Origin of the sequence: Streptomyces sp. NPDC057939 (assembly GCF_042887545.1) — a bacterium.
In the GTDB taxonomy this organism is placed as follows: domain Bacteria; phylum Actinomycetota; class Actinomycetes; order Streptomycetales; family Streptomycetaceae; genus Streptomyces.
The window spans coordinates 1-14898 of sequence record NZ_JBHVPG010000097.1 but is presented as its reverse complement, the minus strand read 5'-3'; the positions used below and the strand labels follow the sequence as shown (position 1 = coordinate 14898).

Below are 14898 nucleotides of genomic sequence, written 5' to 3'. Positions count from 1 at the left end.
GTCGACAAGCACTCCGACGAGGTCGGTGACGCCTACCTGGTCGTGGACACCGGGGTGTGGATCTTCGGCAAGGAGGTTCTCCTCCCGGCGAGCACGGTGGTGCGGATCGACACGGCCGAGGAGAAGGTCTACGTCGACCGGACGAAGGAGCAGATCAAGGACGCCCCTGAGTTCCACCGCGACAAGCACATCGGTGACGCCGGCTACCGCGAGGAACTGGGCACCTATTACGGCACCGGCGCCCCCTTCGGCGGCCGCCCCGCCTGACACCACTCTTCGTTCTGGCTCGGCCCGGCACCCCTGACAGGGGTGCCGGGCCGGCCGTCGTCGCGGATCGTCGATGGCTTCGGGCGGCGGGTTGGTGAAAGCCTCGCCCCCACGTCGACGCAGACATCGGGCTGGCAGAGGCGCTGGTCTCATGCGGCGCGCACACGCGGGCGGGCGTGTGCTTCGTCGTTTCGAGGAATCCGGATGTGCCCCGCTGTCGGTGGTTCAGGCCCTGGTGTAGCCGCCGTCGGCGAAGAGTTCGGCGCCGGTGATGAACGATGAGGCGTCGGAGGCCAGGAAGAGGGCGGCCTCGGCGATTTCCTGGGGGTCGGCCAGTCGCCCCAGGGGCACGACGGCCTCGGCGAACCGGTCGATTTCCGGCCCTGCGGCTCCCAGCAGGCCGGGGGTTCGCGTGGGTCCCGGGCTGAGCACGTTGACCCGGAATCGGCGCTCCCGCGATTGGCGGGCCCAGTTGTGCACGAGGTTGCTCAAGGCGGCCTTCGAGGCGCTGTAGACCTCGAGGTGCTCATTGGGCCGCACGCTGTTGCTTGAGCCGATGACCAGGATGGAGGCATTCTCCGCCAGCAGCGGGAGCGCCTTTTGGACGGTGAAGAGAGGGCCCTTGACGTTCACGGCGAGTGTCAGGTCGACGTTCGCCTCGGTGTGGGCGCCGAGCGCGGCGTCCGCGACGATTCCCGCGTTGGCCACCAGCACGTCGATGCGTCCGGCCTCCTCGCGGACTCGCGCGTAGAGCGCGTCCAGGTCGGCCAGTACCGAGACATCGGACCGTACGCCGATGGCCGCCGGGCCCAACTCCTTGACCGATGCTTCGAGGCGGTCGATGTCCCGGCCGGTCACGAAGACTCGTGCGCCCTCCCGGATGAAACGGTGCGCGATGGCCAGCCCGATCCCGCTGGTCCCTCCGGTGATCACGGCGACCTTCTCCTGCAGCGCTCCTGGCATGTCGAACCCCTTCAGTTCTGGAATGGATCGTCCATAACGTAGGCAGTAATGGACGATCGAGTCAAGAATGGGTAGGCTCGACGCATGTCCAGACCACGCGCATTCGACGAACAGCAAGTCCTGGAGCAGGCACGGGAAAAGTTCTGGGCGACCGGCTTCGCGGGAACCCGGATGGACGACATCGCCAAGGTGACCGGTCTGGGGAAGGGGAGCCTGTACGGCGCGTTCGGTGACAAGGGCAAGCTGTTCCACCGTGTGTTCGACGACTGGTGCACCGCGGTCATCGATGTGGCCAAAGGGCAGCTGGCAGGCGGCCCCGACGCACAGGCCATGGCCCGCCTGGCGGGTTATATCCACCTGATGGCCGAGAACACCGCTGCCGACACCGAGCGCCGAGGGTGCCTGGTGGCCAAGGGCGCGGCGGAACTGGCCGAGCACGATGCGACGGTCGCCGCACGGTCGGCCGAGACCATGAAGGCACTGCTGACCCTGCTGCGGACGGACATCGGCGCCGCCCAGCGCCACGGCGACATCGACAGCGCCGCGGATCCCGAGCGGCTGGCGGCACTGCTGCTGACGGTGGTCCGCGGTATCGAGGCGGTTGGCAAGGCGGGCCTGGACCCGGAGACGCTGCGAAACATCGCAGACACCGCACTGGCCGTCCTGCCCACATCCAAGCGGTCTTAACGCCTCCCAACCGGGCACCCTCCAGCCCGCCTGAGCGGCGCATCCGTCCGACGCGCGCCACCATGGATGCTCGCCCGGCAACTGACTGCGGACACCGAGCCTGTTGATCCGGTCGGCCCTCAACGCGGTGGTGAAGTCATAGGTTCTGCGAGTTCAGGTGGAAGTGACTGCCTGCTTGTGAGGCCGCCATGACAAGAGCTGTTGCTTGCTCATGGTGGAGCGGCCCTCGATGCCGCGCCTTTTGGCCTCTTGGTAGAGGTCGTCATTGGTGTCTTCACCCGAGGTTGCGCCGCTCGACTTTTGGCCGCCGCGCTGGGAGACGGACTTGCCCTGGGTAGGGCCGCCGCTGGTGGTCTTGCCCTCGCCGGACCTCATCCGCTCCTTGTTCACGGTGGCGGAGGCCATCGCCTTGGCGCGGCCCTCGGACATGCCGCGTTTCGCGCCGGACTCCTTGATGTGCTCGTACTACCGTTCACGCTTGGGACTTGATCCACGCGGCATGAGCTGCACCTCTTCTTGTGGGGAGTGGGTCCAGGCCATCGTGTGCGCGTCCGCAACGGTTCGCATCAGGGGCGGCACGCGCTGCCGATCAGGGAAGGGGCTTCCCGCCGGTGGCGTTGACGATCTCGCCGGTGATGTAGCTGGCTGCCTGTGAGGCGAGGAAGACGTAGGCCGGTGCCATCTCCACGGGCTGTGCGGGCCTTCCGAGCGGCGACTGCTGTCCGAAGTTCGTCACGTTGGGCATCGTTGCGGGGATCAGCGGGGTCCAGACCGGGCCGGGTGCGACGGCGTTGGCGCGGATGCCGCGTTCGGCGAGCATCTGGGCCAGGCTGTGGGTGAAGGAGATGATCGCGGATTTCGTCATGGCGTAGTCCAGCAGGTGGGGGCTGGGCTGGTAGCCCTGTACGGACGCGGTGTTGATGATGGAGCCACCACGGGGGATGTGGGCCAGGGCCGCCCGGGTGAGCCAGAACATGCCGTACAGATTGGTCTTCATCACCCGGTCGAACTGCTCGGTGGTGATCGCCTCGATCCCGTCCGGCTGCGACATTTGATAGGCCGCGTTGTTGACCAGCAGGTCAAGCCCGCCCAGTTCGCGCACGGTCTGCTCGATCAGGGAGGTGCACTGGGCCTCGTCGCGGATGTCGCAGGCCACGGGGAGCGCGGCGTGTCCCGCTTCGCGGATGAGTCGAGTGGTCTCGTCCGCCTCCTTTGCCTCCTGGGGCAGGTGGGTGAAGGCGACGTCGGCGCCCTCGCGGGCGAAGGCGAGACAGACGGCCCTGCCGATGCCGGAGTCCCCACCAGTCACCAGCGCCTTGCGGCCGGCCAGCAGGCCGTGACCTTGGTAGGTGTCCTCGCCGTGGTCAGGGCGCGGCTCCATCGCTTCGGTGGAACCGGGATGGTCTTGGTCCTGATCGGGGAAGGGCGGCCGCGGGTACAGGCTCACCGGGTCGGCGAGGCGAGGGGTGTCGGGGGTGGCGGTCATCGGGATTCTCACCGTCCTGTCGGAGTCAAGTCGCGCATCGAGGCGCGGGTGGATGCGGCTGCTGTCAGGAGGACGCCGGGTAGTCGGCCGCCTTGAGGCGGCGGGCGAGATGGGCGGTGTTGGCGGCGAGGGTCTTGGTGGTGGCGGCGGTCTTCTCGGGGGTCTTGTCGAGGTCCTGGTAGTCGGTGCCCTGCATGGCTTCGCCGACCCAGTAGGTGACGGCGTTCGCCGGCAGGGTGAAGCCGCAGTCATTCAAGCCCTGGAACAGCTCGGCGCTGACATGGTGGGCGCCGTCCTCGTTGCCGACGACGCAGACGGCGGCCACCTTGCCGTAGGTGAGCATCCGCCCCTCGTCGTCGGTCTCGGAGATTTCCGCGTTCAGGCGTTCCAGAACGAGCTGGCAGGTACTGGCGGGATGTCCCAGCCAGATCGGGGTGGACAGGACGAGGATGTCGCAGCCCAGGATGGTGTCGCGGATCTCCGGCCAGGCGTCGCCCTCTCCCATGTCGGTCTCGACACCGGGCTTCACATCATGATCGGCGATCCGGATGACCTTGCCCGTCACGCCGTGCTCGGACAGCGCGGCCATCGTCTGCTCGGCCAGCAGCTGGGAACTCGACGGCTTCGGAGAGGGGGACAGCGTGCAGACCAGCGCGACGGCGCGCAGAGGGGTGGTGTCGGTGGCGTTCATGCCGTCCGGCTACCCGGCCTCGTGGCAGGTATCCCCCTTTTCGTCCCAGTGCGTTCCGCTCGGATGCTGGGCCGAGATGTGGAGGCGGGCAGGGTCGGGTGGGGGCGAGGGAGGCTCCGCCACCACCTGGTGGAGCGGTTTTCGCATGGCTACCTCCGCATCTACCTCTACCTCCGCACCTCGGGCGCTGCAGCACCTGGCGGTCGGTGCCCGCTGGGCGATGTGCTGCCCCCTGGAAGCGATAGGCGAGTCTCTCCGGGCCATCAGCGTCGACTTCGAATGAAGCCAGGAGACTGCGGCCCTCAGACGTCGCGCACTATCTGCACACCAGACATTCAGCCAGCAATACGCCGGGAAACAGGTACCTCGACTTCCGTTTCGGCGCCCGTCACGAGGCTGATGAGAGCAGCGAGCCCACCTTCGGCGACGGCCAGGCGCTGCCGGTCGGCAGGGGTTCCCTCGCGCAGGAGACGGTGGACCAAGGCGCTGACCTCCCGCAGGTCGCCGGCCGCTTCCAGCGCGGGTGAGATGTGCCGCATCAGGGCGCACAACACATCGCCGCTGGCGCGGGCCCGGCCGTGCGGGTCGAGGAGGGTGTGATTCAAGCCGTATCGCGCCGCATGCCAATGGGCGGCCTGCACCATTTCCGGCGGAATGACAGCTGCCTGGGCGGCGTCCACGCTCTCCTCGGCGATGGCCGTAGCGACCAGACCGCGGACCATACCTGTGAGCATCACCGCGTCGTCGGGCCGCAACTGGACATCCATGCACCGCACCTCCACCGTGGGGTAGCGGTCCGACAGTCGCGCATGCCAGTAGACCTGACCCCGGTCGCCGATCACCCTGGACTCCACCAGTCCCTCCAGGCGGCGCTCATAGTCGGCGAGGTCCCTGAAATGTGGTGCGGGACCGCTGATCGGCCAACGGCTGAAGACGATGGTTCGCCAGCTCGCGAAGCCGGTGTCCCGCCCGTCCCACAGGGGTGAGTTCGCCGACATCGCCAGCAGGGTCGGCAGCCAGCCGCGGATCCGGTTCAGCACCGCGACGCCCACTTCCGGGCTTGGGACGGCCACATGAACGTGCATCCCGCAGATCAATTGCTCGTCAACGAGCTGCCGTGCCTCACCCTCCATGCGCAGATACCGCGACGCCTGCGTCACGGGTACCCGCGCGGCAGCGCGCAGCGGAGCGGCCCCGGTGGAAGCGGTTCGGCAGCCGTTCGCCTGCGCGGCTGAGGCAACCGCGTGGCGCAGGCGAAGTAGGTGACCACCCACTTCCTCAAGACCGGAACAGACCGGAGTCGCTACCTCGATCTGGGCCTGGAGCAGCTCGCTCTGCACCTCTTCGCGCTCCGCCAGGGGCCCGAGGCCGGCCGTGCGGCGCACCTCCTCGACCCTGGCTACCGGCAGCCCGGAACCCGGGTCAAGCAGCAAGTACTCTTCTTCCACTCCAAGCGTCGTCACATCTGCGCGGCTGCCCATGCACCGCTTGATCACACCTTCGACATATATGTACGTTCTGTCCAATACATCGCCGCACTCCGGGGGCAGCAGCAGGACACGAGAAAACCGGCCGTGGAGACAACAGCCTGTGCTGTCAGCTGCCGCCTACCCCGGTGTCGGTGACGTCGGAGGCCGAGCCCGCGTGCGCGGGCTGCCGGGTCACGCAGGCAGGGCGACCAGCCTGGCTGCGCCAATACTGCGCGCGCCGGTCAGGGAGGTGAACCTGGACGTGGGCGAGGTGCTGCTTCAGGGCCGCGAACCATGCTGTGTACGCGTCTTTCAGCTCCCGAACGACTGACCGCAGGGCTGGCGCCACTCCACCGCGAGGCGTCCCCCGGGTGGGGTCTCTGTTACCTGGCTTGGCTGCTCGGGGCATCTCGTAGGGGCGGCTTAGCCGGCTGGTATACGACGGAATGGGCTGTTCTGCCGACGCGTGAGCAAGGAAGCAGGGTCCGAGTAGACGGTGAGGGCGCCGGCTGTCTCCAGATCGGCGCGGCGCACCCCTCCGCAGAGCGGACCTACGGCCATCACACCTGACCGAGTGACGGGCTCCATGTCCCAGGCGGAGGCGCCGACGAACACCGCCCGCTCCGCGGCCACGCCCGCCAGATCTAGGGCGCGGCGGACCGGTTCCGGCGCGGGTTTGCCCTGTTCGACGTCATCGGACGGCGCGGTGTCGACGATGGCGTCATGGCGTCTGGCCTTGCTGCGTGCACCACGGCACCCCGCCTTCGATGGTGCCGTGGCCCGCCGGGTGCCCGGTGGATCGTGCCCGACAGCACCCGGACCGTTCGCAAGGACTGTCGAGCGTGCGGGGCCGGCGCAGGGGTAGGCGGTGGTAAAGGTGTCACCAGCGGCGGGACTGAGCGTCCCCGATGGGTCCGTCATGTACCGCCCGCACGACAGGACAGCAGGTCGGGTTATGGCCAGGCATTCGAAGCCGTCTGAGCCCCCGCAAGGTGAGGGGCCGAGCCGGTTCAAGGGAAGCAAGCAACACGGTTGGTCACCGGACGTGGACGAGACCAAGCAGCAGGACAATCCCAGCGCCCACCGTTCCTTCCACCCGGACAAATACGCGCCCTCCAGGGGACCCGGCAGGACCGTCTCCAAGGAAGAGGCTGGCAACCCCCACGGGAAACCCTCCAAGAGCATGGGCAGCCGGGGCGAGAACCAGAGCCAGGGCTCCGGCGATCAGGGAACGCACGACCTCGGCCCGAAGGGCCACTCCAGGCGCCCCAGCGGAACCAAGGACGCCTCCGCCACCACCGGGGTCGACCCCCAGGATCCTCCCGGTACCCGCAGCGCGGGATAACCCGCCACGGGCTGCCACCACCCCCGCCGGCAGCCCTCTCGCAAGGGACAGGACCGCCATGGGCCGCACCGAGTTGCACGGCCGTACCGCTGTGGTCACCGGGGCCGCCCGCGGGCTGGGAGCCGGCCTCGTGAAGGAACTCGCCCGACGTCGCATGCGTGTAGCGCTCCTCGGACTGGAAGGGGAGCGCATGGGGCAGGTCGCTCGAGACCTGCCCGTCGAAGCCCACTGCTACGAGGTCGACATCACCGACGACAACGCCATGCACCGCGCGGCGACGGCCGTGACCGACACCCTGGGCGCGCCCTACGTCGTGATCGCCAATGCGGGAATCGCCGAGGGCGGCCCCTTCACCACCTCCGACCCGACCACATGGAGACGCGTCATCGAGGTCAACCTGACCGGCAGCGCCGTCACAGCCCGAGCCTTCCTGCCAGGACTGTTGGCCTCGCACGGCTACTTCCTGCAGATCGCCTCCACCGCCGCGTTCGGCTCGGCGCCACTGATGAGCGCCTACTGCGCCTCCAAAGCGGGAGCGGAGTCCTTCGCCCAATCCCTGCGCGCCGAACTCGCACACCAAAGCGTCGGCGTGGGCATCGCATACGTGCACTGGACCGACACCGACATGATCCGAGACGCCGACCAACACACAGCGCTGCGGGAACTCCGGGCCCACATGCCACCCGGCGCCCGACGCACCTACCCAATTCACCAGGTCGCGGCGTGGACCTGCCGGGCCGTCGACCACAGATCCGCGACCGTATACGCACCACCATGGCTGCGCATCGTCCAACCACTGCGCCCCCTCCTACCCCTCGCGGTCACCGCGGTCTCCCGCCGGGCCCTGCCACGCCTGGCCGAGAAGGGGCTCGTGGAGCAGACCGGCATGCTGGGGGGCGGAGGGCAGGCCGATCAAGAGGCGCAGCGCTGAAACAGCCACCTCTGGACGGAAGGTGCTCTGGCGTAAGGCGCCGAGGCCGGGGGTTTGCCCGTGCGCTGCCCGCAAGCCCGGGGCGCTTCCGTATTCACCCGCCGACTGCTGCGACTTGAGATGGTTCGCCCCGGCCTTTGAGGGCAGCCGCCTGGTGCGGGGGCAGCGCGGTATGCGATGGCCGGGCCGATGTACCGGCTAGGAGGCTTCATGAGGGCCCTTACCTGGCACGGCAAGCGTGACGTACGGGTCGACACCGTGCCCGACCCGAAGATCCAGGACCGCGACGATGTCATCATCAAGGTGACCACCACCGGCCTGTGCGGCTCCGACCTCCACCTCTACGAAGTCCTCGGCGCCTTCCTCGACGCCGGCGACATCCTGGGGCACGAACCGATGGGGATCGTCGAGGAGGTCGGCCCGGATGTGACCGCCGTGGAACCGGGGGACCGGGTGGTCATCCCGTTCAACATTTCGTGCGGCACGTGCTTCATGTGCGGCAAGGGCCTGCACTCGCAGTGCGAAACCACCCAGGTCCACGAGCACGGTACCGGCGCGTCCCTCTTCGGATACACGAAGCTCTACGGCCAGGTCGCCGGCGGCCAGGCCCAGTATCTCCGCGTCCCTTTTGGAAATGCTCTCCCCATCTGTGTCCCGGAGGGACCTTCCGACGACCGGTTCGTCTACTTGTCCGACGTCCTGCCCACGGCCTGGCAGGCCGTCGAGTACGCGGCCGTCCCACCGGGTGGCAGCGTCGCGGTCCTGGGCCTGGGGCCCATCGGAGACATGAGCACACGCATCGCGGCCCACCGCGGCGCCAGCACGGTCATCGGGATCGACCTCGTACCGGAACGCCTGGAACGCGCCCGTCGACGCGGCATCCACACCCTCGACCTCAGGGAACGGGGTGACGACCTGACCGACGCCGTTCGCGACCTCACCGAGGGACGTGGCCCCGACGCCGTCATCGACGCCGTCGGGATGGAAGCCCACGGCAACCGCATCGCCACCGCTGCCCAACACATGACCACCCTCCTGCCCGACGCCCTCGCCGCCCCGATGATGAAACGCATCGGCATCGACCCCCTTGCCGCCCTGCACACGGCGATCGACCTGGTCCGACGCGGCGGCACCATCTCCGTTTCCGGGGTCTACGGCGGCGCGGCCGACCCCATGCCCCTGCTGACCATGTTCGACAAGCAACTCCAACTCCGCATGGGCCAGGCCAACGTCCACCGCTGGGTCGACGACATCCTCCCCCTGCTCACCGACGAGGATCCGCTCGGCGTCGACGACTTCGCCACGCACCGGATGCCTTTGGAGGAAGCACCGGAGGCATACGAGATGTTCCAGAAAAAGGCTGACGGGGCCGTCAAGGTCCTCTTCAATCCGTGACGGAAGATGGGCGGCCGCGATGATGACGATCCGGTGACCAACAGTGGGCCGGGGCGTGCGCCATGGTTCGGCACGCCCATTACGGCAGTCCCCACCGGCGCCCGTCTATCAGTTGTCCGTGGCCTCTCCCGAATTGGCGCCAGCCGCCGCCCCACCGGCAGGTCGACAGCAGAAAGGGAACTCCATGCCAAAGAAAGATGACCTGAGCAAAGGGGACAAGGTGTCGTGGAAGAGCCACGGCCACACCGTGCCGGGTGAGGTGAAGAAGAAGATCACCGAACGGACCAAAGCGGCCGGCCGGACCGTCGACGCCTCCAGGGGGGAACCTCAGTACGAAGTGAAGAGCGACAAATCCGGCCGCTCCGCAGTCCATAAGCCTGAGTCGCTGCACAAGAAGGGCAAGGGCTCCCGATGAAGGAGGCCACGATCGAAGACCGTGACGAGACGCTGCACGCGTTCAAGGAAGCTGTCAACATGACGGCCGGCCGGCTGAAGAAGTGGCTGGCCACCGAAGAATCCAAAAAGGTCGGACAGAGCGACGGCGGCGAGAGCGTGGGCCACGCATCCGGTATACGCATCATCGAAATCCTCCATACCAAGAAAGACGACCTGAGCAGAGAAGACCTGAAACACATGCGCAAGGTCACCGGCTACGTCCACCGCCACATCGAGCAACGCCCCCACGGCGACATCACCGACACCAAGTGGCGCTACTCCCTCATGAACTGGGGCCACGACCCGAAGAAGACATGACCGACCCCGGCCGGTGGTCTGTCGCTGTCGGAACCGAGTGGCGGCGCCCCTCGCTCCTATTCCGCTCCCGCCCGCAACGGATGCCTACTGCGGCGGGTTCTGCATTCGCGTTGATGCCTCGTGAAGAATGCTGCGGCCCGGGGTCCCGAGGGGTTCGCCTTCGCGCTGCAGGCAACCAGGCGTCGCATAGCCGCCGAAAGCGGCACCATGACGCGGTGCCGGGTCATGCTCATTGAAGGGGACTCACTGAAGCGTCGAGCCCGGACTTACCCGACAGCGTGCGAGCGACGTTCTCGTCCGTGGCGCCCGCACCACGGGGGATGTTCCGCCGGACAGTGTTGCCGGCAGCACGGACTCGTGCTCGTGTGTACCGTCGAGGCGGTCCGGAGTCCTCGGCTCAGGGCGTGGGGGAGGGCTGGGAGTGCAGTACCCGCTGGACTGCCGCGCTTCGTGCTTCTTCCAGGAGGCTCGCCTGCTGATCGGCGCGCTCCAGCAGCGTCTCCAGGGCCGTGGGGGAGAGACGGCCGTCGGTTTCGGCCAGAGCGCGAAGGGTTCGCCAGGCGGCTGCCTTGCCGTGGACGGCGACGAGCATCGATTCGGCCTCCAGGATGTCGCTCAGGGGCGAGCGGGAAATGACGTGACCGTTGGGCTTGAGGCGGCCCGCCTTCTCCGCGAGCCACCCCATGGCGACCTTGGAGTGGCTGATGGGTACGCCCAGGTCAGCCATGATCTGTGCCAACGAGTCCCGGTCTTCCGCGATCCGCCGTGCCAGGCCGGAAAGTACTTCACCGTCCTCGTCGCCCGCGTTCGCCTTCGCCGCTCGACGGAACAGTTCCACGCCACCCGTCGCGGCGGAGTAGTGATCGTTGAGGTAGATGGCGAGGAGCCCTGAACCGGTGCCGGAAGCCTCGTCCTGATGCCCGCGGATGGTGCCGTCCTGATCGTTTTGGGACATCATCTCGCGTTCCACCGAAGCTCCGAGTTCCTTCCAACTGGCCTCGAACTTGGCCAGGCCCTCGTGTTCGAGAGTGTCGGTGACGTCGCCGAAGTCCACGCCGGCTCGCTCCAGTGCCTCGAAGTGGGCCGCGGCGGCCGCGAACTCCTCTGCCTCCACCGGGGGGCCGGGCAGGGCGCCGTGGTCGGCGTACGCGGCCAGCGTGGCGCCCGGCATCGTGTTCACGGTGCCGGCGATGACGAGTTCACTGACGTACCTCGTGTCGGGGTAGGCCGGGTCCTTGACTCCGGTGGACGCCCACAGCGGGCGCTGCATACGTGCGCCGGCCGCGGCGAGGACCTGCCAGCGCGGCTCCAGGAGCATCTCCTCGTAGGCCCTGAACGCCAAGCGGGCGTTGGCGATCGCAGCCTTGCCCCGCAGCGCCCTTGCCTCGGGCGTACCGAGGGCGTCGAGACGGTGGTCGACCTCGGTGTCGACGCGGGAGACGAAGAACGAGGCGACCGAGTGGATGTCCGCCAACGTGCGCCCGGCTGCGTGGGCCTGCTCCAGGCCGCTCTGGTAGGCGTCCATCACCTCGCGGTAGCGGTCCAGGGAGAAGATCAGGGTCACGTTGACATTGATGCCCTCGGCGATGGCGGCGGTGATCGCTTCCAGCCCCTCACGGGTGGCCGGGATCTTCACGAACAGGTTCGGTCGGTCGACGGTCTCCCACAGCCTGCGGGCCTGTTCGCCGGTCGCGGTGGCATCCTGCGCCAGTCGCGGGTCGACCTCGATGGACACGCGTCCATCGATACCGCTGGTGCGCTCGTGGACGGGGGCGAACACGTCGCAGGCGTCACGGACGTCATCGGTCGTGAGAGCGAAGACGGCCTCATCTACGCCTGGACCCGCAGCTGCGAGACGGCGAAGCTGCGCGGTGTAGCGGTCTCCCTTGGACAGGGCGGAAGCGAAGATCGTTGGGTTGGTCGTCACCCCGACCACATGGTTGTCGACGATCAACCCTTTGAGCTCACCGCCGACCAGAAGTTCCCGGGACAGGTCATCGAGCCAGACCGATACCCCGGCGTCGGACAAGGCGGCAAGCCGGTCAGGGGCGGTGGGACCAGACATCCAAGACCTCCAGAGGGGTGTGGCACCACCGGCTGATCACGCTGCGGCGCCCGACACCGTGCCTCCCACGTCTGCCCGCCATATCCCCCGACACGCGCCGGCGGCGCACCCGGCGCGTGGGGGTGACGCCGGGTCGGTCAGGCCTCTCCGTGCCCGGAGCCGGAATCCAGACCGCGGCCCTCGATGTAGTTTTGAAACGCTGCAGGTCGCCGGTGATTCGGCCCTTGGCGAGGCCAAGCCTGCCATCAACATTCTCGGCTAATCCCTCCAGGGCATAGTCGAGGCGCAGCATCATCTTGCACGGCGTGTCGTCCAGGCGAAGGCGACCACTCCCGCCTGCTGACCTAACCGCCCAGCGCCGTTCGTGCCACCCGCTCGTCGGGAATCTGCTCGATGATCTCCGCCGCGAACACCCGCTCCATGCCGCTGACCTTCGTCACCCAGTGGCCATCGCGTCGTTGCGCTGCTCGATGTGCTCCACGCCTTTCATGAACCGCAGGGAGGATTCGAACTGCGTCCACTGGTTGAAGGCGGTGCGCACGGGCACCTCGACCTCGACGCGCTCTCTACGTTCGACAACACGAGCCCCCCAGTTCCACGGCATCCGGATCCCGGAGCCGACTTCCTCACGGAAGCCCTACCCGCAGATGACATGCCTGCCCGACCGGGTTCATTGGGTTCCTTCCTTGACCCCGGCAGCCCGCCTGAATCGGCGGCCGGTTGCCATGCTCGCGGCCGATGGTGGAGGAGGACTGGACAAGGCAGGACCCGCGCGAGCACGGCCCGGACTGCACCACCGTGGCGCCGTCGGGTTACCGCTCGCCGGCGCGGTCAGCCTGGTCCGGCTCCTGCTCCGCCTCTCGTTCGCGGGTGGGCTGGATGGCGCGTTCGTGGGTCGGGGTGCCCTGCATGTCCTTCGGCTCGTCCTGTGCCGGGCGCTGCCGCTCGGGGCGCTCCTGCTCCTCACGACCCTTGCCCGGCTGCTGGTGCTTGTCCTGCATACCGCTCATCGCGCACTCCATGATCGTTGAGGATGCTCATCGTGGCTTACCTGCGGAAGGTGGGGGGTTGGCCGCGCCCTATACATCTCGCTTCGGGGGCCGGGTTACGTCACTTCTGCCGACGGGCGGGGATGATGCCTGCGCGTTCCTTGTCTGCCGCGAGTGGCGGAGTGTCTGCGCCCTCGCCGCCGCGCAATCCGGTGAAGAACTCCTGGAGGGCCTGCACGGAGGTGAACGCAGGATTCCAGCCCAGTTCCTTGTGCGCGCGGGTGCAATCCATCAGAGGTAGACGCAGAACCGCGTCGAAAAGGTCGGGCGAGGCGGGCACCAGGCGGAGTTTCCACGCGGCGGCCAGGGCGGCCCGGACCGGCGCGGCGGGCATCGAGAAGCGTCGCGCGTCGAAGATGTGGGCCAGGACGCCGGCGTCGACCGGGGGCCCGGCCGCCAGGTTGAACGCCCCACTCACCGGTCGGGACACCGCGGCCAGATAGGCGGTGGCGGCGTCATCGCTGTGCAGCGCCTGGAACCGTAGACCCGGCAGGTCCGGTACGGCGGGAATGAGACCGGCGCGCACCAAGCGTCCGGGCAACAGGTGCCCGGCGAAGATCCTGCGCTGCTCGGAGGCGGACTCACGTTTGAAACAGAAGCCGGGCCGCATGCGCACCACACGCACGTCCGGATGGGCGTGTTCGTAGGTGTCGAGGAGACGTTCGAGGTAGGCCTTCTCCCTCGTGTAGGCGGCCTGGGGCCAGCCGTGAGTGGGCCAGGACTCGTCGACCATCCGATCCTTTTGCCCGGGCGAGTACGCGCCGACGGACGAGGGCAGGGACACCGGCCGCTGCCACGGCATCGAACACGCGGCTACTGCCGAGCACGTTGGTGCGCCAGGTCTCGGCGGGGTGGTGGGTGGGTTGAAACTTCCAAGCCAGGTGGATCACCGCGTCGGCGCCGGTGAACAGCGGCACGAGGTCGGGCCCGCCGGGCTCGACGTTCACCGCCTGCCAGCTGGTCTTCGGAGGCTGCCACTTTGGAACGCGGCGAGCCAGGCCCAGGATCGATTCGATGCCCGGGTCATCGGCCAGGGCGCGGACCACACTGGTACCGACATTGCCTGTGGCTCCGACCACCACGACGCGTACGCCACTTCCGGCAGGCCGCGACGGGGCTTGCGAGGTGCTGGGTGATGTCATCCGATCGTTTCCTCTCCATGCAGGGCAAGACAGGCGCCGTACGATCGGCGGCCGCTGAGGTTTGCAGGGCGCGCCTACCCGCGACCGTCGCACCCCATGTCGCGCGTCTCCAAGGCCGCCCTCTATCTGCTGTCGAAGAAGGGAGGCGCTGCCTCCTTCGTCGTCGCAGCTCGTGCCGACGCGGTTTCACAGCGGCCGCCCAAGCGGGAGAGCGTCACCGGGGCAGGCTCCTCACGGCCCAATGCCTGCATACCACTGCCTGACCGGGCGGCGGTACACCAATATGTGTTGATTCCTCTCAGAGGAATCCGGGACGCGTGCCGTGCCCTGTTCATCACTTGGCCGTCCACCGGCGAGTACAGGCGGCTGCGTACAAGACCTCTGCCTCGCAGGGGGGAGAGGGCTGGCGCAGCTGGCCCACCGGCCGGGACACGGCGACACCGGGTCCTCTTCATGGTGCGGCGTGTGCCCCGACGGCCTGCCGGTAGGCCACGTGCCCGCCCAGCGCGCCGCTGACAGCAACGGCAGCCATCCCGCCCAGAGCCCACATCCGTCCCCTTGCCGGGCGGCCGCGAAGCCGAGTCGTCAGGGAAAGGGCATAGCAGGCCACCGCTGCCACGTTGGACGCGGCATGGGCCAGACCGACCCGGGCCTG

General features: G+C 68.0%; 15 protein-coding genes and 1 pseudogene. 7 read left to right on the top strand and 9 right to left on the bottom strand.

What is annotated here, in order from left to right; all coding sequences use genetic code 11:
• Positions 1–267 (top strand): PRC-barrel domain containing protein (locus ACFVS6_RS42020; protein ID WP_389711817.1); only part of this gene is annotated, 267 nt, incomplete at its 5' end.
• 225 nt (positions 268–492) lie between these two features.
• Here ACFVS6_RS42020 and ACFVS6_RS42015 read toward each other — a convergent pair.
• On the bottom strand, positions 493–1230 hold the full coding sequence (locus ACFVS6_RS42015) for an SDR family NAD(P)-dependent oxidoreductase (RefSeq protein ID WP_389711816.1): 738 nt from the start codon (positions 1228–1230) through the stop codon (positions 493–495).
• A gap of 84 nt (positions 1231–1314) precedes the next feature.
• On the opposite strand from ACFVS6_RS42015, the gene ACFVS6_RS42010 reads away from it, so the two are divergent.
• Positions 1315–1917, top strand: coding sequence for a TetR/AcrR family transcriptional regulator (locus ACFVS6_RS42010; RefSeq protein ID WP_389711815.1), 603 nt, complete (start codon positions 1315–1317; stop codon positions 1915–1917).
• A 153-nt stretch (positions 1918–2070) separates the two neighbouring features.
• Here the strand turns inward: ACFVS6_RS42010 and ACFVS6_RS42005 are convergent, their stop codons facing one another.
• The 5 genes from ACFVS6_RS42005 to ACFVS6_RS41985 all read right to left on the bottom strand — a co-directional run bounded on the left by ACFVS6_RS42005 (position 2071) and on the right by ACFVS6_RS41985 (position 6484).
• Entirely contained in the window at positions 2071–2373 is a 303-nt protein-coding gene (locus ACFVS6_RS42005; protein ID WP_389711819.1) for a plasmid stabilization protein, read from the bottom strand.
• Positions 2374–2506: 133 nt separating this feature from the next.
• Positions 2507–3403, bottom strand: coding sequence for an SDR family oxidoreductase (locus ACFVS6_RS42000; RefSeq protein WP_389711814.1), 897 nt, complete (start codon positions 3401–3403; stop codon positions 2507–2509).
• 64 nt (positions 3404–3467) lie between these two features.
• Positions 3468–4094, bottom strand: coding sequence for a flavodoxin family protein (locus ACFVS6_RS41995; protein WP_389711813.1), 627 nt, complete (start codon positions 4092–4094; stop codon positions 3468–3470).
• 335 nt (positions 4095–4429) lie between these two features.
• Positions 4430–5575: a glutamate--cysteine ligase gene (locus ACFVS6_RS41990; RefSeq protein WP_389711812.1), complete on the bottom strand. Its 1146-nt coding sequence runs from the start codon at positions 5573–5575 to the stop codon at positions 4430–4432.
• Positions 5576–5986: 411 nt separating this feature from the next.
• Entirely contained in the window at positions 5987–6484 is a 498-nt protein-coding gene (locus ACFVS6_RS41985) for an HAD family hydrolase (RefSeq protein WP_389711811.1), read from the bottom strand.
• Between the two features lie 34 nt (positions 6485–6518).
• On the opposite strand from ACFVS6_RS41985, the gene ACFVS6_RS41980 reads away from it, so the two are divergent.
• The 5 genes from ACFVS6_RS41980 to ACFVS6_RS41960 all read left to right on the top strand — a co-directional run bounded on the left by ACFVS6_RS41980 (position 6519) and on the right by ACFVS6_RS41960 (position 9987).
• Positions 6519–6908 carry a hypothetical protein gene (locus ACFVS6_RS41980; protein WP_389711810.1) on the top strand — a complete coding sequence of 130 codons (390 nt, stop codon included), beginning with the start codon at positions 6519–6521 and terminating at the stop codon, positions 6906–6908.
• Between the two features lie 58 nt (positions 6909–6966).
• Complete coding sequence (locus tag ACFVS6_RS41975) at positions 6967–7839, top strand: SDR family oxidoreductase (RefSeq protein WP_389711809.1); 873 nt, start codon at positions 6967–6969, stop codon at positions 7837–7839.
• Between the two features lie 210 nt (positions 7840–8049).
• Complete coding sequence (locus ACFVS6_RS41970; protein ID WP_389711808.1) at positions 8050–9234, top strand: zinc-dependent alcohol dehydrogenase; 1185 nt, start codon at positions 8050–8052, stop codon at positions 9232–9234.
• 184 nt (positions 9235–9418) lie between these two features.
• The gene (locus ACFVS6_RS41965; RefSeq protein ID WP_389711807.1) at positions 9419–9649 is read left to right on the top strand and encodes a DUF2945 domain-containing protein; all 231 of its coding nucleotides are present in this window, start codon (positions 9419–9421) and stop codon (positions 9647–9649) included.
• Positions 9646–9987, top strand: coding sequence for a DUF3140 domain-containing protein (locus ACFVS6_RS41960; protein ID WP_389711806.1), 342 nt, complete (start codon positions 9646–9648; stop codon positions 9985–9987). Before ACFVS6_RS41965 ends, ACFVS6_RS41960 begins: the two co-directional genes overlap by 4 nt.
• 397 nt (positions 9988–10384) lie before the next feature.
• Here ACFVS6_RS41960 and tal read toward each other — a convergent pair whose 3' ends face one another.
• The 3 genes and pseudogenes from tal to ACFVS6_RS41945 form a co-directional block, all read right to left on the bottom strand.
• Entirely contained in the window at positions 10385–12052 is a 1668-nt protein-coding gene (tal, locus tag ACFVS6_RS41955; RefSeq protein WP_389711805.1) for a transaldolase, read from the bottom strand.
• An 812-nt stretch (positions 12053–12864) separates the two neighbouring features.
• The gene (locus ACFVS6_RS41950; protein WP_389711804.1) at positions 12865–13062 is read right to left on the bottom strand and encodes a hypothetical protein; all 198 of its coding nucleotides are present in this window, start codon (positions 13060–13062) and stop codon (positions 12865–12867) included.
• A gap of 100 nt (positions 13063–13162) precedes the next feature.
• Positions 13163–14243, bottom strand: a pseudogene (locus ACFVS6_RS41945) (NAD-dependent epimerase/dehydratase family protein).
• Positions 14244–14898 lie beyond the last annotated feature (655 nt).